This window comes from Franconibacter daqui (genome assembly GCF_014644275.1).
Lineage (GTDB): Bacteria > Pseudomonadota > Gammaproteobacteria > Enterobacterales > Enterobacteriaceae > Franconibacter > Franconibacter pulveris.
The window spans coordinates 124,157-144,378 of sequence record NZ_BMKJ01000001.1 but is presented as its reverse complement, the minus strand read 5'-3'; the positions used below and the strand labels follow the sequence as shown (position 1 = coordinate 144,378).

General features: G+C 61.4%; 19 protein-coding genes. 13 read left to right on the top strand and 6 right to left on the bottom strand.

Going from position 1 to position 20,222, the window contains the following annotated elements:
* The first annotated feature begins 29 nt into the window (after positions 1–29).
* From fdhF to IEX01_RS00675, 4 genes are read left to right on the top strand one after another with little or no spacing between them, the layout of a single operon-like run.
* Positions 30–3,002 carry a formate dehydrogenase subunit alpha gene (gene fdhF, locus IEX01_RS00690; protein WP_188723101.1) on the top strand — a complete coding sequence of 991 codons (2,973 nt, stop codon included), beginning with the start codon at positions 30–32 and terminating at the stop codon, positions 3,000–3,002.
* Positions 3,002–3,487 (top strand): helical membrane plugin domain-containing protein, encoded by a 486-nt coding sequence (locus IEX01_RS00685; protein ID WP_024555656.1) that lies wholly within the window; start codon positions 3,002–3,004, stop codon positions 3,485–3,487. The genes fdhF and IEX01_RS00685 overlap by 1 nt, the downstream gene beginning before the upstream one ends.
* A 17-nt stretch (positions 3,488–3,504) precedes the next feature.
* A complete protein-coding gene (locus tag IEX01_RS00680; RefSeq protein WP_188723100.1) occupies positions 3,505–4,917 on the top strand; it encodes a cytochrome ubiquinol oxidase subunit I in 1,413 nt (470 codons plus the stop codon).
* Positions 4,910–5,917 (top strand): cytochrome d ubiquinol oxidase subunit II, encoded by a 1,008-nt coding sequence (locus tag IEX01_RS00675; protein ID WP_188723099.1) that lies wholly within the window; start codon positions 4,910–4,912, stop codon positions 5,915–5,917. The genes IEX01_RS00680 and IEX01_RS00675 overlap by 8 nt, the downstream gene beginning before the upstream one ends.
* Here IEX01_RS00675 and IEX01_RS00670 read toward each other — a convergent pair.
* The 4 genes from IEX01_RS00670 to IEX01_RS00655 are packed head-to-tail and all read right to left on the bottom strand — an operon-like array spanning position 5,887 to position 9,723.
* The gene (locus IEX01_RS00670) at positions 5,887–6,840 is read right to left on the bottom strand and encodes a GlxA family transcriptional regulator (protein WP_188723098.1); all 954 of its coding nucleotides are present in this window, start codon (positions 6,838–6,840) and stop codon (positions 5,887–5,889) included. The two genes, IEX01_RS00675 and IEX01_RS00670, sit on opposite strands and share 31 nt — an antisense overlap.
* A 32-nt stretch (positions 6,841–6,872) precedes the next feature.
* On the bottom strand, positions 6,873–8,087 hold the full coding sequence (locus tag IEX01_RS00665; protein ID WP_188723097.1) for an MFS transporter: 1,215 nt from the start codon (positions 8,085–8,087) through the stop codon (positions 6,873–6,875).
* Positions 8,088–8,137: 50 nt separating this feature from the next.
* Complete coding sequence (locus IEX01_RS00660; protein ID WP_024557794.1) at positions 8,138–8,899, bottom strand: SDR family oxidoreductase; 762 nt, start codon at positions 8,897–8,899, stop codon at positions 8,138–8,140.
* A 17-nt stretch (positions 8,900–8,916) separates the two neighbouring features.
* Positions 8,917–9,723, bottom strand: a complete 807-nt coding sequence (locus IEX01_RS00655) for an SDR family NAD(P)-dependent oxidoreductase (RefSeq protein ID WP_188723096.1) — start codon at positions 9,721–9,723, stop codon at positions 8,917–8,919.
* A gap of 454 nt (positions 9,724–10,177) precedes the next feature.
* Between IEX01_RS00655 and IEX01_RS00650 the strand changes: the two genes are divergently transcribed.
* Entirely contained in the window at positions 10,178–10,384 is a 207-nt protein-coding gene (locus IEX01_RS00650) for a Hok/Gef family protein (RefSeq protein ID WP_373289610.1), read from the top strand.
* 160 nt (positions 10,385–10,544) lie between these two features.
* Here the strand turns inward: IEX01_RS00650 and zapE are convergent, their stop codons facing one another.
* On the bottom strand, positions 10,545–11,552 hold the full coding sequence (zapE, locus tag IEX01_RS00645) for a cell division protein ZapE (protein WP_373289608.1): 1,008 nt from the start codon (positions 11,550–11,552) through the stop codon (positions 10,545–10,547).
* Between the two features lie 207 nt (positions 11,553–11,759).
* Here zapE and eat point away from each other — a divergent pair, with 207 nt between their 5' ends.
* The 8 genes from eat to IEX01_RS00605 all read left to right on the top strand — a co-directional run bounded on the left by eat (position 11,760) and on the right by IEX01_RS00605 (position 19,101).
* Positions 11,760–13,139, top strand: coding sequence for an ethanolamine permease (eat, locus tag IEX01_RS00640; protein ID WP_188723095.1), 1,380 nt, complete (start codon positions 11,760–11,762; stop codon positions 13,137–13,139).
* 10 nt (positions 13,140–13,149) lie between these two features.
* Positions 13,150–14,532, top strand: coding sequence for an ethanolamine ammonia-lyase subunit EutB (locus tag IEX01_RS00635; protein WP_024557790.1), 1,383 nt, complete (start codon positions 13,150–13,152; stop codon positions 14,530–14,532).
* A gap of 2 nt (positions 14,533–14,534) precedes the next feature.
* Positions 14,535–15,302 (top strand): ethanolamine ammonia-lyase subunit EutC, encoded by a 768-nt coding sequence (gene eutC / locus IEX01_RS00630; protein ID WP_188723094.1) that lies wholly within the window; start codon positions 14,535–14,537, stop codon positions 15,300–15,302.
* Between the two features lie 77 nt (positions 15,303–15,379).
* The gene (locus tag IEX01_RS00625) at positions 15,380–15,949 is read left to right on the top strand and encodes a GNAT family N-acetyltransferase (protein WP_024557788.1); all 570 of its coding nucleotides are present in this window, start codon (positions 15,380–15,382) and stop codon (positions 15,947–15,949) included.
* A gap of 171 nt (positions 15,950–16,120) precedes the next feature.
* Positions 16,121–17,341, top strand: coding sequence for a SpoIIE family protein phosphatase (locus tag IEX01_RS00620; protein WP_188723093.1), 1,221 nt, complete (start codon positions 16,121–16,123; stop codon positions 17,339–17,341).
* 14 nt (positions 17,342–17,355) lie between these two features.
* The gene (locus IEX01_RS00615; RefSeq protein WP_029697732.1) at positions 17,356–17,931 is read left to right on the top strand and encodes a SiaB family protein kinase; all 576 of its coding nucleotides are present in this window, start codon (positions 17,356–17,358) and stop codon (positions 17,929–17,931) included.
* A complete protein-coding gene (locus IEX01_RS00610; protein WP_188723092.1) occupies positions 17,924–18,340 on the top strand; it encodes a DUF1987 domain-containing protein in 417 nt (138 codons plus the stop codon). Before IEX01_RS00615 ends, IEX01_RS00610 begins: the two co-directional genes overlap by 8 nt.
* The gene (locus tag IEX01_RS00605; RefSeq protein WP_024557784.1) at positions 18,334–19,101 is read left to right on the top strand and encodes a GGDEF domain-containing protein; all 768 of its coding nucleotides are present in this window, start codon (positions 18,334–18,336) and stop codon (positions 19,099–19,101) included. The genes IEX01_RS00610 and IEX01_RS00605 overlap by 7 nt, the downstream gene beginning before the upstream one ends.
* 58 nt (positions 19,102–19,159) lie before the next feature.
* Here IEX01_RS00605 and IEX01_RS00600 read toward each other — a convergent pair whose 3' ends face one another.
* Positions 19,160–20,185, bottom strand: coding sequence for an SDR family oxidoreductase (locus tag IEX01_RS00600; protein WP_024557783.1), 1,026 nt, complete (start codon positions 20,183–20,185; stop codon positions 19,160–19,162).
* Between the last annotated feature and the right edge of the window lie 37 nt (positions 20,186–20,222).

Sequence of the window (20,222 nt, the reverse complement as noted above, 5' to 3'; positions counted from 1 at the left end):
ACAGCCACTGGCAAGGTTGAGGAAGCATAATGAGTGAGTCTCTCTGCACCCTGTTTTACGACGGGCGGCCGGTTACTGGCCCTGCGAATGTCCCGTTGATCGATTTTCTGACCGCAGGGGGCCTGACGCTGCCCCACGTCTGTTACCACCCATCGCTTGAACCGATGCAGACCTGCGACGTCTGCTGGGTCGAATACCAGGGCGAACTGGTGCGCGGCTGCACGCTGAAAAGCGCAGAAGGGATGGAGATAACCAGCCGCACGGAAAAAGCCCAGGCGGCGCAGCACGAAGGCATGGACCGCCTGTTGGCGAAACATGAGCTTTACTGCACCGTTTGCGAACACAACACCGGCGACTGCATGTTGCACAACACCATGGCGGATATGCATATCCCCATTCAGCGTTACGAATACCAGCGCAAACCTTACGTTAAAGATCACTCCAACCCCTTCTACACGTACGACCCCGACCAGTGCATTCTCTGCGGCCGCTGCGTGGAGGCGTGCCAGAACGTCAAAGTAAACGAGACGCTGAGCATCGACTACACCATGGCGCACCCGCGCGTGCTGTGGGACGGCGGCGAAACTATCGCCGGCTCAAGCTGCGTGAGCTGCGGCCACTGCGTGACCGTCTGCCCCTGCAACGCGCTGCTGGAAAAAACCATGCAGCCCGACGCCGGGCCTTTCACCAACATCAAACAGACGCTCAAGCGCCCGATGATCGATCTTGTGAAAGCGATAGAGAACAGCACCGGGGCGGAAATCATCACCGGCATTTCGGTGATGGACATGCACTGGCGGCAGCCGGAAATCAAGCGCACCAAAACCGTCTGCACTTACTGCGGCGTGGGCTGTAGCTTTGAGATGTGGACGCGGGACCGCCATGTGCTGAAGGTGCAGCCGGTCGCCGATGCGCCCGCCAACGGCATCTCTACCTGCGTAAAGGGCAAATTCGCCTGGGATTTCCTGAATGACAAGGAGCGCCTGACCACGCCGCTGATACGCGAGAACGACCGCTTTCGCAAGGCGAGCTGGGACGAGGCGCTGGAGCTGGTGGCCCGCCGCCTGCTGCAAATCCGCGACCAGCACGGCCCGCAGAGCATTGGCTTTATCGGCTCCAGCAAGGCGAGCAACGAAGAGGCTTACCTGACGCAAAAAATCGCCCGGCTTATCATCGGCACCAACAGCGTCGATAACTCCTCGCGCTACTGCCAGAACCCGGCCACCAAAGGGCTGTTCCGCACCGTCGGCTACGGCGGCGACGCGGGCACCATCGATGACCTGCAAAAAGCGGAGCTGGTGATTATCGTCGGCAGCAACACTGCTGAAAACCATCCGGTTATCGCCTCGCGCCTCAAAGCGGCGAAAAAACACCACGGCCAGAAGCTGCTGGTGGTGGACCCGCGCCGCCACGAAATGGCCGAGCGCGCCGACCTGTACCTGCGCATCCGCCCCAGTACCGATATGGTCTGGGCCTCGGCGATGTCGCGCTATCTGTTTGACAACGGCTACGCCGACAAGGCATTTCTGGCGAACCACGTCAATCAGGTGGATGAGTACCGCCAGTCGCTGGCGCCCTTCTCGCTGGAGTTCGCCGCGAAAACGACGGGCCTTTCCGTGGAAGAGCTGACCGCCGCCGCCGAGCTTATCGGCAACGCGGGGTCGGTTTGCATTGTCTGGGCGATGGGCATTACCCAGCACAGCCACGGCGCCGACACCAGCACGGCGCTCTCTAACCTGCTGCTGGTGACCGGCAACTACGGCCGCCCCGGCACTGGCGGCTACCCAATGCGCGGCCACAACAACGTGCAGGGCGCGAGCGATTTCGGCTGCCTGAAAAACTACTACCCCGGCTATGAATCGGTGAGCGATGAAAGCGTGCGCGCCAAATGGGCCAACGCCTGGGGCGTTGAGCCGGAGCGGCTCTCGCTTGAGGTGGGTTCGGACAACTTCGAGATGGTCGAGCACGCGCGCACGAAGCAGATTCGCGCCATGTACGTTATCGGCGAAGAGACGGCGTTTTCGGATGCCGACACCACCAACGTTCACGAAGGGTTTACCGACCTCGATTTTCTGGTGGTGCAGGATCTGTTTTTAAGCCGCACGGCGCAGTTCGCCGACGTGGTGCTGCCCGGTTGCCCGAGCGTGGAAAAAGAGGGCACTTTCGTTAACACCGAGCGGCGCATCCAGCGCTTTTACGAGGCGATGGCGCCGCTTGGCGACAGCCGCCCGGACTGGCGCATCCTCACCGACCTTGCCGCGCGCATGGGTCACGACTGGGGCTACACGCACCCTTCGCAGATCATGGCGGAGGCGGCAAGCATCGCCACGATTTTCGCAGGCGTAAGCTATGAGCGGCTCGAAGGGTGGAATTCGCAGCTCTGGCCGGTGAAACCGGATGGCGAGAGCACGCCGCTGCTCTACACCGACGGCTTTACGTTCCCCGACGGGCGCGCCGTGCTCTACCCGCTGGAGTGGCAGCCGCCCGCTGAAGCGCCGGATGAAGAGTACGACTTTGCGCTCAACAACGGGCGCATGCTGGAGCATTTCCAGTCCACTAACCAGAGCGGACGCGGCGGGCGCACCATGTCGCTCTCGCCGGACTGGTTTGTGGAAATCAGCCCGCAGCTCGCCGCCGAACGCGACCTTGCAGAGGGGGACTGGGTGAAGCTCACCTCGCGGCGCGGCTCGCTGGAAGTGCCGGTCGTGGTGACGGACCGGGTAGCCGGCGGCTCGCTCTTTATCTCAATTCATCAGGGCAAGCCGGGCATCAACCTGCTTACCGGCGAACATCACGACCCGGTGGTCAACACCCCGGCCTACAAAGAGCTGGCGGTGAAGCTCGAGAAACTCTCCCGCGAGCCGCATCCCTCTCCCCTGCCCCGGCATAATTTCCGCTATGGCAAGCGCACTCCTATCACCCACGTGCCGGTCGAGGCGAAATGGCAGCGTGACGACTATACCCCGCCGCCCGCACAGGAACCGCATCCGGAGAAATTTTAATGGCTAAAGCGATTGAATATCAGGTGGAGCCGCCCAAAATCGGCCCCACCGCCGAGGAAGAACTTCAGCGCCTGTTGCAGACGCTGCATGAGCATGGCGTGCTGCGCCTCGCCAACGATCTGGTGGCGTCCAACAACGAGTGGATGCAGGTGATCGTAAGCGGCCTGAGCCGTAAAGGCTCGCTGAACACCATCCAGAACATCTCCGTGCTGCTGCTGGCGCTCTCCACTATTCCGCCTGAGCGCATGTACAAACTCGCCTTCGGCCTGCGCGATTTTATGGCCGAACTCAGCCGCGAAGAGCAGGAGGAAAGCGCGGCCGACAGCGCGCCCGGCGCGCGCGGCGCCTGGAAAATGCTGCACGACGACGAGCTGTGGCATTCGCTTACGCCGCTTTTAAATGGCCTGAAGGCGTTTTCCCGCCGCATGGAGGAAGAAGTGGATAAACCGATTTCGTCGTTCAGCGGTAAACCAAGCGACGCCTGAGTTTCTGCGGAGGAAGCATGATAAGCCAGGAGACGGCTTTACTACTGGCGCGCAGTCAGTTCGCTTTTACCATCGGCTTTCATATCGTGCTGGCGGCGTTCACCATCGGCCTCGCGCAGTGGCTGATGCTGCTGGAGGGGCTGTGGCTGTGGCGCAAGCAGCCGGTTTACCTCAACCTCTATAAATACTGGAGCCGGGTTTTCGCGCTTAACGTGGCGGTCGGCGTAGTGACCGGGGTGCTGATGGAGTTCCAGTTCGGCACCAACTGGGGCGCGCTTGCCAGCCGCGCCGGCGCGGTAATGGGGCCGATGATGTACATGGAGGTGCTGATCGCCTTTTTCCTTGAGGCTGGCTTTATGGGCGTAGTGCTGTTCGGCATGGGCAAGGTGCGCCCGTGGGTGCACTTCTTCGCCACCTGCGTGGTGGCGGCTGGCTCCATTTTCAGCGCCTTCTGGATACTTTCCGCCAACTCCTGGATGCAGACGCCCGCAGGCTTTGTCACTGGCGCGGACGGCCGTTTTCAGCCCGTCGACTGGTGGGCCGTTATCTTTAACCCCTCCTTTCCGTATCGTTTCGCGCATATGACGATAGCCGCGATGCTGACTGCCGCCTGCCTGATAGCCGCCGTGGGAGCATGGCACCTGCTAAAGCATCCCGATAACCGCGGCGCGCGGCTGATGTTCTCCTGGGGGCTGTGGCTGCTGCTGGCGGCGGCGCCGCTTCAGGCGGTGGTGGGCGACCTGCATGGCGAGAACACGCGCGATCACCAGCCGGTGAAGCTCGCGGCGATGGAGGGAAGCTGGAACCCGCCGCCGCCAGGCCAGGGGGAGCCGTTGCGGCTCTTCGCCATTCCCGATATGCAGGCGCAGCGCAACCATGCCGAACTGGCTATTCCCAATATCGGCTCGCTCTATCTGCGCCATAACCTTTCCGGCACCATCCATAGCCTGAACCAGTATCCGGCGGATGAGCGCCCCTGGGTACCGGGCGTGTTTTTTTCGTTTCGCGCCATGGTGGGGCTGGGGCTGCTGATGATCTTTTTCGGCGTGGCCGGGCTGGTGACGCGACTGCGCGGCAAACTCTGGAGTGCGCGCTGGCTGCAGCGCGGCATGGTGGCGATGGCCCCGGCGGGCTTTTTCGCCATGCTGGCAGGGTGGCTGGTGACGGAAACCGGACGCCAGCCCTGGACCGTCTATGGGGTGCTGCGCACCGCGCACAGCGCCTCGCCTGTCGCCCCCTCGCTGGTGTTGACCTCGTTTATCGCCATCGTGTTGGTTTATCTCGCTATCTTCGCCATCGGCCTCTGGTTTCTGCTGCGTCTGCTGGGCAGAGCGCCGCAGGGCGATGAGAAAGAGGCCAACGCCGAGGTGGCGGAACAGACCGGAAGCGGCATTACGCCGCAGAGCATAAGAGGACGCTACGATGCTTGAGGTTGCCCTCTCCCTGCCGCCGCTCACGCTGCTCTGCGCCATGGCGCTGGCCTGCGGCGTGCTGATTTACGTGCTGCTCGACGGCACCGACCTCGGCGTGGGGCTGCTGGCGCCGTTTCAGTCCACCGACGCCCGCCAGCAGATGAGCCTCACCATTCTGCCAGTATGGGACGGCAATGAAACCTGGCTGGTGCTCACCGCCGGCGCCCTGCTGGCGATGTTTCCCGTCGCCTTCAGCATTCTTTACAGCGCGCTTTATCTGCCGGTTTACATCATGCTGCTGTCGCTTATCGTGCGCGGCATGGCGATTGAGTTTCGCCACCAGCGCCCGGCGCTTTTTGATGCGCTGTTTATTGCCGGCTCATGGATCGCCTCGTTAAGCCAGGGGGCGACGATGGGCGCGTGGATCGAGGGGATCAGCCATAACGGCCAGCACTTCACCGGATCCGCCATGGACTGGCTCTCGCCTTTCTCGCTTTACTGCGCCGTGGCGCTAAGCGTGGGATACGCGCTGCTGGGCGCCTGCTGGCTTATCTGGCGCTGCGAAGGGGCGCTTGCCGCCTGGGGCCGACGTCAGGCGATGCGGCTTGCGCCGCTCACCGTCCTGCTGCTGGCGGCGCTGGTGGTCTGGACGATGCAGTTGCAGGAGAGCTACCGGCTGCACCTGCTGGCGTGGCGCTACAGCGGGCCGCTGGCGCTGATCGCGCTGCTGGCGCTGGCGGGGCTTGGCGCCGCGCTGCGCGGCAAACGTGAATTTTTACCGCTGGCCATGACGCTGACGCTGTTTGTCGTTGCCTTCGGCGGCATGCTGCTGGCGGTGTTTCCTTATTTATTGCCGCCCGACCTGCTGCTGACCCAGGCCGCCGCGCCGCCTGCGACTCAGAAGCTAATGCTTATCGCCTTCGGCGCGTTTGTGCCCGTCACGCTTATCTACAACAGCTGGGGCTTTTGGATCTTTCGCGGCAAGGTTCACGCCGCGCGTGAAGAAGAACGCCCCTGACGCAGCGCCTGCGGCGGCACGCCAAAGCCGCGCACGAAGACCTCGCGCATATGGCGGCGGTCGCGAAAGCCCGCTTCACGGGCGATGGCGTCCATCGAAAGACGGCTTTGCTCAATCATCAGGCGCGCCGCCTCCAGCCGTAAGCCTTCAATGGCTTTCGCCGGTGATTTGCCCGTCTCTTCGCGAAACAGGCGGCTGAACTGGCGCGGACTTAAATGCACGGCGCTGGCGAGATCCTCCACCGTCAGCGCGCGGCTTAAGTTTTTGCGCGCATACTCCAGCGCGCTCTGAATGCGATCGGATCGCGGCGAAAGCGCCAGCATCTCGGAGTGCTGCGTCTGGCCGCCGGAGCGACGGTGATGCATCACCAGCCGGTGCGCCACGGAGCGCGCCACTTCCGCGCCCAGATCTTTTTCTACGATGCCGAGCGCCATATCCAGCCCTGCCGTCATGCCCGCCGATGTCCAGACCGCGCCGTCGGTAATAAAGATGCGGTCTGATTCAATAAGCGCCGTGGGAACTCTGGATTTTAACGCTTCGGCGTGCGCCCAGTGGGTGGTGACGCGCTTGCCGTCCAGCAACCCCGCCTCGCCCAGCACAAACGCCCCGGTGCAGATGCCCGCAATGCGGCGTGAATGAAGACTCGCGGCTTTCAGAAAATCGACCACCGCAGGCGTTGGCGGCGCTTCCAGCGGGTTTATTACCCCGCCGACAAGCCAGGTATCGGCGCGCGAATGCTCGCTTAACGGCTGGCTGCTGACCGTGACCCCGGCTGACGAGCGCACCGCCCCGCCCGCTTCCGACCAGGTCTCCAGTTCGTAAAAAGGCTCGCCGATCACCAGATTGGCGAACTCAAACACCGAGGGCGTCGAGAGCGCCAATAGCTGAAAGCCGTCCGCCAGTAAAAAGCCAATCTTGTGCATGCACGCCTCCGGAGCGAAGAAGAGTTCTCTTTTTACGACAAAATGCGCGTCGTCGAACAGGGGGCAGCGCATTTTTCCTGCTCGCGCCGTTTCGCCCGTTCGGACACCGCCAGGCTTGCCAGCGCCAGCACCAGCAGCAGCACTGAAAGCCCGAGCAGCCCGCCATAGCCGAAGCGCGGATAGACCCACGCCGCCACCGCCGAACCAAAGCCGATGCCGCAGAACATAAAGGCGCTGGTGAGCGCGAGCGCAATACCCCGCCACGGCCCGGCGACCTCCACTATTCGCCGCTGCTGGGTCGGCCAGAGAATATCGGTGGCGAAAGCCCAGACGGTGAACGCGGCGAAAAGCAGCGAAAGGTGCGGCGGCGCGGCCAGCATCAGCAGCATGTCGACCATCAACAGCCCGATGCCCGCCACCAGCAGCCTCTCGGCGCTGAAATGACGCGCCGCACGAGCGACCGCCAGGTTGCCGACAATACCGGCGACGCCCAGCACCGCCAGCGCCACCGATACATCGTGCGCCGTGCCGTGAAAGCTGTCGCGCACCACCGGGGCGATAAACGCATAGGTGGCGAAGACGCCGGCGGCGATAAAAAAGACCACCAGAAAGGCGCTCAGCAGTTTCGCATTCGTCAACACGTCGCCGATAGTGGAGAGCCGGATGCGCACGCCCGCGCCCGTTTCCGGCACCGTCAGGCGAATATTCAGCGCCACCAGCAGACTGACCGCGCCCACCGCGCCAAACAGCGCTCTCGGCCCCCAGGCGTCGGCAAGCCAGGCGGCGAGCGGGATACCGAGCATGCTGGCGAGCGACAGCCCGAACAGCACTTTCGCAATCGCGCTGCCGCGCTCTTTCTCGTGCGCCAGTTCGGCGCCCAGCCCCACCAGCACCGGCCCCATCAGCGAGGCGCCAAGCCCCATCACGATGCGCGACGCCGCGAGCACGCCGTAATCGGGCGCCAGCGAAAAAAGAAACGCGCCGCCGCCGAAGGTCGCCGCGCCATAAAGCACCAGCTTGCGGCGCGGCAGATGGCCGAACAGCACCTGAGAGAGCGGCGCGGCAAGGGCGAAGGTGATGCCGAACAGCGCCAGCAGCCAGGCGCTTTGTGATTCGCTGATGGCCCACTCGCGGGCAATCGGCACCAGGCTGCCGGACACCGCCAGCGAACCGGTGGCCTGTACGAAATAGGCGAAGCTTAACGCCCGTAAGGCCCGGCGCTGGGGCAGTGAAAGTGAAGGTGTCATGCGCGTCTCCCGCCTGAGAGAAAGGCCGGGCGCCAGGCCCGGCATGAGAATTAATGAACCGGAATAGGGTTTTCCGCCATCGCCTGGTTGAACTGGTTCACAAGCCCATGTTCGTTGCGGCCAGGGTTGTCGCGCACCGGCAGGACGCGGTCGACAATCGCTTCCTCTTCACCCGCCGCCAGTTTCTCCAGCGTCTCGCGGATGAAATCATCCAGCGGCATGGCGCGCTCGTCGCCGCTTTTGTAGATAAGGTCGGTATCCACCCACGGCGGCGCAATCTCCACCACGCTGACGCTGGTATCACGCAGCAGGAAACGCTGAGAGAGCGTGTAGGAGTGGATAGCCGCTTTGGTGGCGGAGTAAAGCGCGGTGGCGGCCAACGGCAGGAAGGCGAGCACCGAGCTGTTGTTTATCAGCCACGCCTGCGGCTGCTTTTTCAGGTGGTCGACAAAGGCGGCGCTGACGCGCACCGGGCCTAACAGATTGGTGGTGACAAGCGTCACCGCCTGGTCGTCATCCAGCGCGCCGGCGGCGTCGTCAAACGGCATGATGCCCGCGTTGTTGATAACCACGTTCAGCGACGGGTACTTGGCGATGAGCTGCTGCGCCGCCTGTTTAATCTGCTGCGGGTCGGTGATGTCGAGCTCAACGAAATCCATACCTGGATTCGCTTTGCTGACCGCTTCCAGCAGCGCCCTGCGACGCCCGGAAATGATCACCTGGTTGCCAAGCTTGTGCAGCGCTTCTGCCAGTCCACGGCCAATACCGGATGTGCCGCCAGTGATGAAGATGGTGTTGTTGGTCAGTTTCATGGTTTTCTCCAGATTTGTTATTGAGCGGCCTGGTAACGAGGCGCGGGTTTATTCACGGAAAGGTGTTGCATCATGGTCTGGCGAGCGGCTTCAAACGCCTGCCATTCGCTTTCGTCCTGCAAAGAGGGCAGCGTAATCAGCTCGCCGCGGTCGAAGCCGACAAGGGCGGCATCCACCAGCGCCTGCGGCGTCATTACGATGTCGGGATCTAAATGCTCAAGCGCCAGCCCGCCGGTTTCCCAGAAGTCGGTGGCGGTCGCGCCCGGCAGCACCGCCTGCACCTGGATCCCCTGGCCGTGCAGTTCGTGGTGCAGCGACTGGCTGAAGGCCTGAACGTAGGCTTTCGAGCCGCCGTAAACGCCGTTTAAGATTTCCGGCGCGATGCTGACAATGGAGGCGATATTGATGATGGCCCCCTGCCCGCGCGCCACCATGCCAGGAACAACCGCGTAGGTCAGACGCGTGGGAGCAATGACGTTGAGATCTATCATCTGCTCCATGCGGTCAATATCGCTTTGCAGCAGAGAGGTATGGGTGCCGACGCCCGCGTTATTCACCAGCAGCGTGATGCTGGCGTCCTGACGCAGCTTCTCTTCCAGCGCACGCAGCGCCTGCGGGTTGTTCAGGTCAACCGCCGCCACCTCCACGTTCTGGCGCGTTTCGGCGGAAATCTGGCGGGCCTGCTGGTTCAGTTTGTCGCGATTGCGGGCGACGATAATCAGGTCGTAGCCGCGACGCGCCAGGCGGTCGGCGTAAACGGCGCCGATGCCGCTGGACGCGCCGGTAATCACCGCGGTGCCTTTGTGCTCTGCTGCTCTGTTCATGCTGCTTCTCCGGTTCAGGTAAGGTGTTGTTGTGTTTGTGTTGTGTCGATGTTGTGTCGATGAACAGAGATTACGCGAACCCGGCATGACCTGAATGACGAATAGGGTAGTGATTCAGGACATCCTGCAAAAAGGTGGCGGAAAACCGTCGCGGTCGGTAAAGGGGGTTATTTACAGGAAGGCTTAATAAACGCCGGCGACAATAAGCAAGGGAAAATGAAAACCAATGAAAATAATAAAAATAAAATGCGAGGCGGCTCGTAATTTAAAGCGGAGTGAAGAATGACAATTTATTAATAACGGCAAAAGTACGCACTTCGCCGGAAATAAATAGCTGAGATAAGGCAGGTTATTTATTATTTGCGCGGGCGCCTGAGGCTTTCTGGTTTCAGGCAACGTGTGGTTTCCAGAAAGATGAAGGCCCCGAGTTAATGACTTAACCCGAGGCCGACACATGAACCCAAACAGTCATGATGTTAGCCTCTTACTCGCCTCACGGCAAGGAGAAAAGGCTATGAAGCACAACACTTCTGTATGGCGTCTGGTTATCGTCTGCGCGACGGTGCTGGCAATAATACTCCTTACCCGGGAAAGGCTTTACGAACTCCGTTACCGGGATGGGGAAAAAGAGGTAACGGCTTTATTAGCCTGTAAGCCCTGAAAGTAAGCGTCTACGCGGGGAGCAATCCCCGCGAATCAGGCTGTCAGGATCATGCCCAACGGCGCCCTTTTTTCATTATTTTAATAACGGCTTTATGTAAGCCGTTATTTATTTTCGCTTCCGCCCTGGCTTTTTCTTAATTAATTAGCGCCAGGTTAATTTATTCCGTCGTTAATTGCGAAAGGCGACTGGCGGTGCGCGCAATGTCTTCCTGCTCCACGCCCGCTACCAGCTCCGTAAGCGGACAGGCGGCGGCGATAAACAGGCGGCGCTGCTGGTCGTAGAGCACATCGACCAGGTTGATAAAGCGCTGCTGCGCGGCGGGGCTGACGCGCGCAAGCGGCGGCACACCGTCAAGGAACCAGCGCTCATGCCCTTCGCACAGCGCCAGATAGTCCATTACCGCCGTGGGCGCCTCGCAAAGGCCAGCAAAGGTAAAATGCAAAAACTCGCCCGGCGCGGAGGCGGCGTGCAGCGTGCGGTGACCGACAGTCAGCGCAACCGCCCCGGAGGCGTCCGGCAGCCCCAAAGCCTGCCGCCGGGCCGCACTGGCGGGCCACAGATAAGCGCCTTCGCTGAAAACGCCGTGGCCCGTCGCCTGCTGGCGATAATCCCGCGGACCATTGAGCGCCATAACGGTCATGTGGCGCTCAATAAGCGCAATGGAAGGCACAAAGCGATCGTGATAAAGCGGGTTCGCCAGCAGCGCGCGCGGCGGATAGTTTGAGGTGAAGATAAGCGCCACGTTACGCGCTATAGCCAGCGCTATCAGCCTTTTCACCAGCATCGCGTCGCCGATATCGTGCAAATGGAACTCATCAAAGCAGAGCAACCGCGCCTCGCCCATCAACTCAAGCAGCGCGGCGTCCAGCCCCTGGCCGTTAAGCTGCTGATGCAGTTCGCGAAAGAAGGTATGAAAGTGGGCGCGCTTTTTTTGCGCCAGCGGCAGCGCGGCGAAGAAGCTGTCGACGATAAAACTCTTGCCGCGTCCGGGTTGCCCCCACAGGTAGAGCCCGGCGAAAGCGGCCCGGCGGCGCAGCAGCGTTTCGGCAAGCGTCTCCAGATGCCGGATGAGCCGCTGCTGGTCATTATCAAGCTGAATCCCTTTCTCCTGCGCTTTACGGTTCATCACGTCGGTAAAGTTCAGACGCGGTTCTTTCAGCAGCATCGCTTTTCTCAATTGTTTTGTGAATGAATTGTTATTTACCCATAAGCGGGCGTAATTTTCAAAAGCTTCACCAAAAGGGCGCACGCCCTGCCACTTCACGAGGCAGCGCCTCATACCGGCGGGTGAAAAGTTGCCCGTTTTGCCGCTGGTACACTCCTTGCAATAGCCCTGCGGGATATCCGTTTATTGGCGAGGTGAGTAATGAGAATGCAAACCGAACAGTCCGGATTAAAACGCACGCTGGGCAGCTTCCGCCTGTGGGGCATTGCCGTGGGGCTGGTGATTTCCGGTGAATATTTTGGCTGGAGCTACGGCTGGTCGCAGGCGGGCACCATGGGTTTTCTTATTGTAGCGCTGGCGATAGCCGCCATGTATTGCGCGTTTATTTTCAGTTTTACTGAGCTGACCACCGCCATTCCCCACGCAGGCGGCCCCTTTGCTTACGCCTACCGGGCATTCGGGCCAACAGGCGGGTTTATCGCCGGTTTCGCGACGCTGGTGGAGTTTGTTTTCGCGCCGCCCGCCATCGCCATGGCGATTGGCGCTTACCTCAACGTGCAGTTCCCTTCGCTCGATGCGAAATGGGTTGCCTGCACCGCTTACGTTATCTTCATGACGCTCAATATTCTGGGCGTAGGCATCGCCGCGACGTTTGAGCTTATCGTGACCCTGCTCGCCATTTTAGAACTGCTGGTCTTTATGGGGGTGGTGTCGCCGGGCTTCTCGTGGAGCAACTTCACCGCCAACGGCTGGGCCGGGTCGGAAACCTTCAGCAGCCTGGCGCTGCCGGGGATGTTCGCCGCCATTCCGTTCGCTATCTGGTTTTTCCTGGCCATTGAGGGCGCGTCGATGGCGGCGGAAGAAGCCAAAGATCCGAAACACACCATTCCCCGCGCCCTCGGCGGCGGCATCATTACGCTGACCTTGCTGGCGGTAGGAGTGATGATTTTCGCTGGCGGCGTGGGCGACTGGCGCACGCTCTCCAACATCAACGACCCGCTGCCGCAGGCAATGAAAATCATCGTCGGCGCAAACAGCGGCTGGCTGCATATGCTGGTGTGGCTGGGGCTGTTTGGTCTGGTGGCGTCGTTTCACGGCATCATCATGGGGTACTCGCGGCAAATTTTCTCGCTGGCGCGGGCCGGATATCTGCCGGCAAGCCTCGCCAGAATCAACCGTCGCACCCGCACGCCGCACCTGGCTATTCTTGCGGGCGGCGTGGTGGGCATTGCGGCGATTTTTTCTGATTCGCTCATCACCATTAACGGCATGCCGCTGACCGCCAGCATTGTCACCATGTCGGTTTTTGGCGCTATTGTTATGTATATCGTCTCTATGGCGTCGCTGTTTAAGCTGCGCCGCAGCGAGCCGGGGCTGGAGCGCCCGTTCCGCGCGCCGCTCTACCCCCTCGCCCCGGCCTTCGCGCTGGGCATGGCGGTGCTGTGTCTCGCGGCGATGGTTTACTACAACCTAGTGCTGGCGGCCATCTTCGCCGTCATGATGCTGGCGGGCTATCTGTGGTTCCGGCTGACGGCGCGCGCCCGCGCCAGCGCCGCGCTGGACCCGCAACTGCGCGTCGCCTCGTAAGGAGTCACTCGTGTACCAGACTACGCTTGCGCATACGGTTTACCGCTTCTCTTCTCTGAAAGATTTGCTGGCGAAAGCCTCCCCGGCGCGGTCCGGGGATGTGCTGGCGGGCGTCGCCGCGAAAAGCGCCGAAGAGCGCATGGCGGCGAAGATGGCGCTCGCCGACCTGCCGCTGCGCGAGCTGCTCAATAACCCGCTCATCCCTTACGAGCAGGATGAAGTCACGCGTCTGATTATCGACACCCACGACCGCGACGCGTTCTCCCCCATCCGTCATTTAACGGTGGGGGCGTTCCGCGACTGGCTGCTGGACGACGCCACCACCTCTGAGACGCTCTCCCGGGTCGCGCCTGGCGTCACGCCGGAGATGGCGGCGGCGGTGAGCAAGCTGATGCGCAACCAGGACTTGATTCTGGCGGCGAGCAAATGCCGCGTCGTCACCCGCTTTCGCAACACCATCGGCCTGCCGGGCCATTTAAGCGTGCGCTTACAGCCCAACCACCCGACGGACGACCTGCGCGGCATCGCCGCCAGCATGCTCGACGGGCTGTTCTACGGCTGCGGCGACGCGGTGGTCGGCATCAACCCGGCGAGCGACAGCCTGCCGGTGCTGGAGCGGCTCAACTATATGCTCGACGACGTTATCAGCCGCTTTGCGATCCCAACACAATCCTGCGTGCTGACCCACGTCACCAACACGCTCCAGCTCATCGAGCGCGGCGCGCCGGTGGACCTGGTGTTTCAGTCGGTGGCGGGCAGCGAGGCGGCCAACAGCGGCTTTGGCATCAATCTCGCCCTGCTGGAAGAGGCGCGCGAGGCGGCGTTAAGCCTGGGTCGCGGCACGCTTGGCGATAACGTCATGTATTTCGAAACGGGTCAGGGAAGCTGCCTTTCTTCAAACGCGCATCACGGCGTCGATCAACAAACCTGCGAAGCGCGGGCCTACGCGGTAGCGCGACACTTTAAGCCGCTGCTGGTCAATACCGTCGTGGGGTTTATCGGCCCGGAATACCTCTACGACGGCAAACAGATTATTCGCGCGGGGCTGGAAGATCACTTCTGCGGCAAGCTGATGGGGCTGCCGCTCGGCTGCGACGTTTGCTATACCAACCACGCCGAGGCGGACCAGGATGATATGGATACGCTGCTTACCTTGCTGGCGAACGCCGGGTTGACGTTTCTCATCGGCGTGCCGGGGGCGGACGACATCATGCTCAACTACCAGAGCACCTCGTTTCACGACGCCCTCTATATTCGCCGCCTGCTGGGCCTGAAGCACGCGCCGGAGTTCGCCGCCTGGCTTGAGAAGATGCAGATTATCAACGCCCAGGGGCAGCTGCGGCTCACCGGGGCCAACCATCCGTTGCTGGCGGCGCTGCCGCAGGAGGTATAGCGATGAGCACCCAAGACGCCTGGGATCTGTTACGCCAGTTTACCGACGCCCGCATTGCGCTGGGGCGCAGCGGCGCCAGCCTGCCTACCCGCGAAGTGCTGAAATTCGGCCTCGCCCATGCGCAGGCGCGGGACGCTATTCATCAGCCTTTCGACAGCGAACCGCTGCGCGGCGAGCTGGAGGCGCTGGGTCTGGAAACGCTCACTGTTCACAGCGCCGCCGCCGACCGCGATACCTATCTTCACCGCCCCGACTTAGGCCGCAGGCTGGATGAGGAGAGCCGCGCGCTGCTGGCGCGCCGTAAAGGGAATGCCGACCTGCTACTGGTGATTGGCGACGGGCTCTCTTCGCACGCCGTGCACCGCCAGTCCGTTGGGCTGATTCGCGCCCTGCTGCCCTATATTGAAACGCTCGGCTTAACGCTTGCGCCGGTGGCGCTGGCGCATCAGTCGCGGGTGGCGCTGGGCGATGATATTGGCGAAGCGCTCGGCGCGCAAGCGGTGGCTATATTGATTGGCGAGCGGCCCGGCCTCTCGTCGCCCGACAGCCTCGGGGTTTACCTTACCTGGAAACCCGAACGTTCGCGCATTGAGTCCGAGCGTAACTGCATCTCCAACATCCGGCCTGAAGGGCTGCCCTGGGAAGCGGCGGCGTTTAAGCTCGCCTGGCTGCTGGAGCAGGCTTTTTTGCGCAGGCTTACCGGCGTGAAGCTTAAGGATGAGAGCGACAACCCGGCGCTGCATGGCAAAGTAAAGCCGCTGCTGCGCTAACCTCCTGCAAAGCGGGGTCGACAGGCGCGCCGTTCTGTGTAAAAAACGGTGTTTTACTGTTGAGAAAGGAAGCCGTTATGACAGCGATTCCCGCCGCACCTGAACTTCATACCGAACGCCTGCTGCTAAAACCGCTCGCGCCGGAAGATGCAGAACAGATTCAACAGACCTTTCCCCGCTGGGAAATTGTGCGCTACCTGGTGGCGAGCATCCCCTGGCCCTATCCGCCGGACGCGGCGCGGCATTATGTGAATAACGTGGCGCTGCCTGCGGCGGCGGAAGGCCGCGGCTGGTTCTGGACGCTGCGTCGCCGCGAAGCGCCGGCGCAGCTGATTGGCGTTATCTGCCTGCTGGATGAGCCAGACAACAACCGCGGCTTCTGGCTGGCGCCGGAGCAACAACGCCTGGGGCTGATGAGCGAGGCGTGCCGGGCGGTGAACGACTTCTGGTTTACCGTACTCGATCGCAAGGTGCTGCGTGTGGCGAAAGCGCAGGCCAACGACGCTTCGCGCAATCTCTCAAACCGAAGCGGCATGCGGCTTATCCGCCGCGAAAAAAAGCAGTACGTCAGCGGCGAGCTGGATTCCGAAGTGTGGGAAATTACGCGTGATGAATGGCTGCAAGTAAAGCAGGCGGATGGCGTTTAAGGGATAACGCCGCGCTGCGCCGGGCGCAGCGCTAATAGTTTTTTATGGCTTCAGTTTAATTTTAGTGACACTAAACTCTTGAATAACGCTTAAGTTTGTTATTGCAGTAAAAGTGTCACACTTCTCCCCTACCCTAAGATAATTCTTACTTCGTAACGGGTTATCTGTTTAATGGATATTCCACTGGCGCTGGCCTCCTCGTCGCAGCAGCTTAACGCCGGGATCCTGCGCATCGCGGTGCCCCACGTCACGCCGGGTTCCACCAATCTGCAGGTGATGGCGCTCTTTAACGAACATAAATCGCTGATTGGCCTGCCAGTGCTGGAGAACAACCGGCCGATTGGCATGATCAACCGGCACATTTTTCTCTCACAAATGAGCCGCCCCTTTTTCCATGAGCTTTACGATCAAAAAAGCTGCATCGCGTTTATGGATAAAACGCCGCTTATCGTCGAGGCGGACGCCGGGCTGGAATATCTGGCCGAGCGGGTAGTGGAGACAGGCGACAAGGCGGTCGCTGAGGGGTTTATTCTCACCGAGGCGGGCGGCTACGTAGGCATCGGCCTTGGTATTGATCTGATTAAAACCGTCTCCGGCCTGCAGGCCCGTCAACATGAGCAGATTATGCAAAGCATCGAATACGCGCGCGTGATTCAGGACTCTATGCTCAACCGTTCGCGCCAGACGATGGAAGCGCACCTGCGCGACTGGTGTCTCTCCTGGTATCCGCGCGACTGCGTGGGCGGCGACATTTACGCTTTCCAGCGTTACGAGCACGGCTGGCTGCTGGTGATAGCCGACTGCACCGGCCACGGCGTGCCCGGCGCCTTTATGACCTTTATTTTCTCTTCCGCGCTGGAAAAAGCGCTGACGCAGGCGGCGCCCGACGAGCCGGACCGCCTGCTGAGCCTGATTAACCAGTACATCAAACAGACGCTGAGCCAGCTTCAGGCCACGCCTAACCATAGCCAGTCGAACGACGGCTGCGACGCCATCGCGCTGTTTGTCGACGCCCGCGACGCGCAGATTGTCTGGGCGAATGCGCAGATGCACGCCTTTGTGCTGGGCGAGGGGGAAGACGAAGTGGCGTTGCTGGAAGGCGATCGTAAAGGGATGGGTTATATCGACACGCCTGCCGATTTCCGCTGGCAGCGCCATCGGCGCGCGCTTACGCCTGGCGATCGGGTGCTGATTGTCACCGACGGCGTGACTGACCAGATCGGCGGCGAGCGCAACATCATGTTTGGCAAAAAACGCATCCAGTCGCTGCTGCTGGCGCAGCGTCACCTGCCGATGCGCGAGTTTTCCGACGCGCTCTTTGCCACGCTTCGCGACTGGCAGGGCAAACAACCTTCCCGCGATGACATGACCTGGTTTGGCTTTCGCTGGTAAATAAAGAGATGAGCATGAGTGAATTACAGGTAAAAACAGCGACGCTGTTGCCGCTGCTTACCCCACAGCGACAGGGCGGCGTCGCCCTCTCTTACACGGGTTTTATTTCGCAGCAGAATATTGTGTCGATGGGCGAAGTGGTCCGCGCCTGGCTTGATGAAAACGAAGCCTCCGCGGCGCTGCGCCGCAAGCTCTTTTCGGTGTTTGTCGAAATGGGCCAGAACATTGTGCGCTACTCCTCTGACGAACGCTTTTTGCATAAGGGTGAAGAGGCGCTACGCTACGGCTCGCTCTGCTTTCACGCCGACTGCACCCGCTATTACCTCGAAACCGCAAACCTGGTGGGGCCGGAAGAGTCCTCTTTGCTGCGCGCCAATCTGGAAGTGCTGCGCGCCATGACGCAGGACGAAATCCGGCAGGCCTGGAAGCGGGGATTGCGCAGCGAAGCGCCGCCCACCAGCAAAGGCGCCAACATCGGTCTGCTGACAATGGCGCGGGACACCAGCGAGCCGCTGGAATACCGTTTACATCCCCTGGCGGCGAGTCATCTGTCCGCCTTTCACCTGAAGGCGACGTTCTGCCATGACTGAAACTACCTTAACGCCTGCTGTTGTGCTGGCGGCGACCCACTCCACGCCGGAAGTGAATTTTGATTTCGCCGCCCATCGCCTGTGGCTGAAAGGCGAAGCCTACCCGGAAAACGCCGCCGCCTTTTTCCGCCCGCTCATTCAGGCGGTGGAGAACTGGCTTAACGCCTCGCCCGTCGATGCGCAGCCCATTGCGCTGCACGTGGCGCTTAGCTATTTCAACAGCTCCAGCACCAAGCTGCTGTTTGAGTTTTTCGAATGCCTCAACAGCTTCGCGAAGCGGGGCAAACGCTGCGAGCTGCACTGGTATTACGATGAAGAGGATGACATTTCCGAGGAGTTCGGCCAGGAGCTGAGCCTGGACTTCACCTCGCTGACGGTGCTGCTGAAGCCGGAACTGAACGCATGCTAGATATTAACGAGCTGTTCCAGGACGAGTATGCCGTGCTGGAAGAGGCCCGCCTCGCGGCCGCCAACCCGCAGCTTAGCGCCGACGCCTGTCGCGATAAGCTGTGGCTGATAGCCAAACATTATCAGCGGTTGATTCGCCACTCCTACCGGCTGATTTCCCGCAGCGACCGGGCGGAGCGGGAGCTGACGCGCATGAACGAACAGCTTCAGAAGCTGGCGCGGCAGCTGGAATACGAAGCCACCCATGACGCCCTCACCGCCGTCTTTAACCGCAGCGCCATTATCCACCAGATAAACCAGGCGCTGACGCAAGGCAACGTGGGGCTTATCCTGCTGGATATCGACCACTTCAAGCGTATTAACGACGAGCACGGCCACCCCACCGGCGACCGGGTGATCTGCTCGCTGGTGCAAAGGGTGCGCAAAGCCCTGCCCGCTCATGCCGCCATCGGCCGCGTGGGGGGCGAGGAGTTTACCGTGCTGCTGCCGGGCAGCCGCGTTGAAGAGGCGATGATTATCGCCAGCTATATTCACGCTTCGCTGAACGCCTCGCCGCTTGATGTCCTGCCCGAACAGCGGGTGACGGTAAGTCTTGGCGTCAGCCTTGGGCTGCGCGACAGCGATTTCGAAACGCTGTACGGCGCGGCGGACGCGGCGCTTTATGTGGCGAAAAAGCGCGGGCGTAACCAGGTGGCGCTCAGCGACACGCTTTTTCGCCCGCCGTCGCTGCCTTTAGCCGCGGGAAAGCTGCGAATGGAGTAACCCGCCGCACGTTGTTCGCCGCGCTGGCGGCGCGTTTCAGGCGCCGCGGATAGCGTCGTCAGAACGTGCCGGCGCCGCCGTCGGCGCAAAAGACCTGGCCTGACGAGTAGCTGGTTTCCGCCGCCGCCAGCGTCACGTAGAGCGGCGCTATCTCCGCAGGCTGGCCCGGGCGGCCATAAGGCGATTCGGCGCCAAACTGTTCGAACTTCTCTTTCTTTTTACCGCAGCTTGGTTGCAGCGGCGTCCAGAACGGGCCCGGCGCGACGGCGTTCACGCGTATCCCTTTTTCGGCGAGCTGCTTAGCGAGGCTTTTGCTGAAAGCGACAATGGCCGCTTTGGTGGAGGCGTAGTCGAGCAGGTTAGCGTCCGGCTTATGCGCCTGTACCGAAGCGGTGTTGATGATGGCGGCGCCCGGCTTCAGGTGCGCCATCGCCGCTTTGGTTATCCAGAACATGGCGTAAACGTTGGTCTTGAAGGTTTTGTCGAAAAACTCGGTGCTGAGATCGTTAATCGACTCCACGTTGCGCTGGCGCGCGGCGTTATTCACCAGAATATCCAGCCCGCCGAGCTGGGCGGCTGCGTCGTTCACCAGCTTCTGGCAAAAGGCTTCGTCGGTAATATCGCCCGGGATCGCCACCGCTTTGCGTCCGGCGGCTTCGATGAGCGCGATAACTTCACGGGCGTCCGGCTCTTCCACCGGCAGGTAGTTTATCGCCACATCCGCCCCCTCGCGGGCAAAAGCGATGGCCGCCGCGCGCCCGATGCCGGAGTCGCCGCCGGTTATCAGCGCCTTGCGCCCGGCAAGCCGCCCGCTCCCCTTGTAGCTCTGCTCGCCGTGATCGGGACGCGGGTTCATTTTGCTCGCCAGCCCCGGCGGCTCCTGCGTCTGGTATTCGAAAGGCGGTTTCGGGTAAGCGTCGCGGGGGTCTTTGCCGGTGAGCGGGTGCGGCCCGGGTTCCGTGGTTTGGGTTTGCGGGGTGCTTGCCGCGTTAGCGTGGCCCGCGACGGCGGTCACCGCCATGCTGCCCACGAGGCCGCCAACGAGCTGGCGGCGTGAAATGCCGGAGTTATCCTGTTGTGACATCTTTCCTCCTGCTTTAAGCCAGACGGTTCAACGAAAG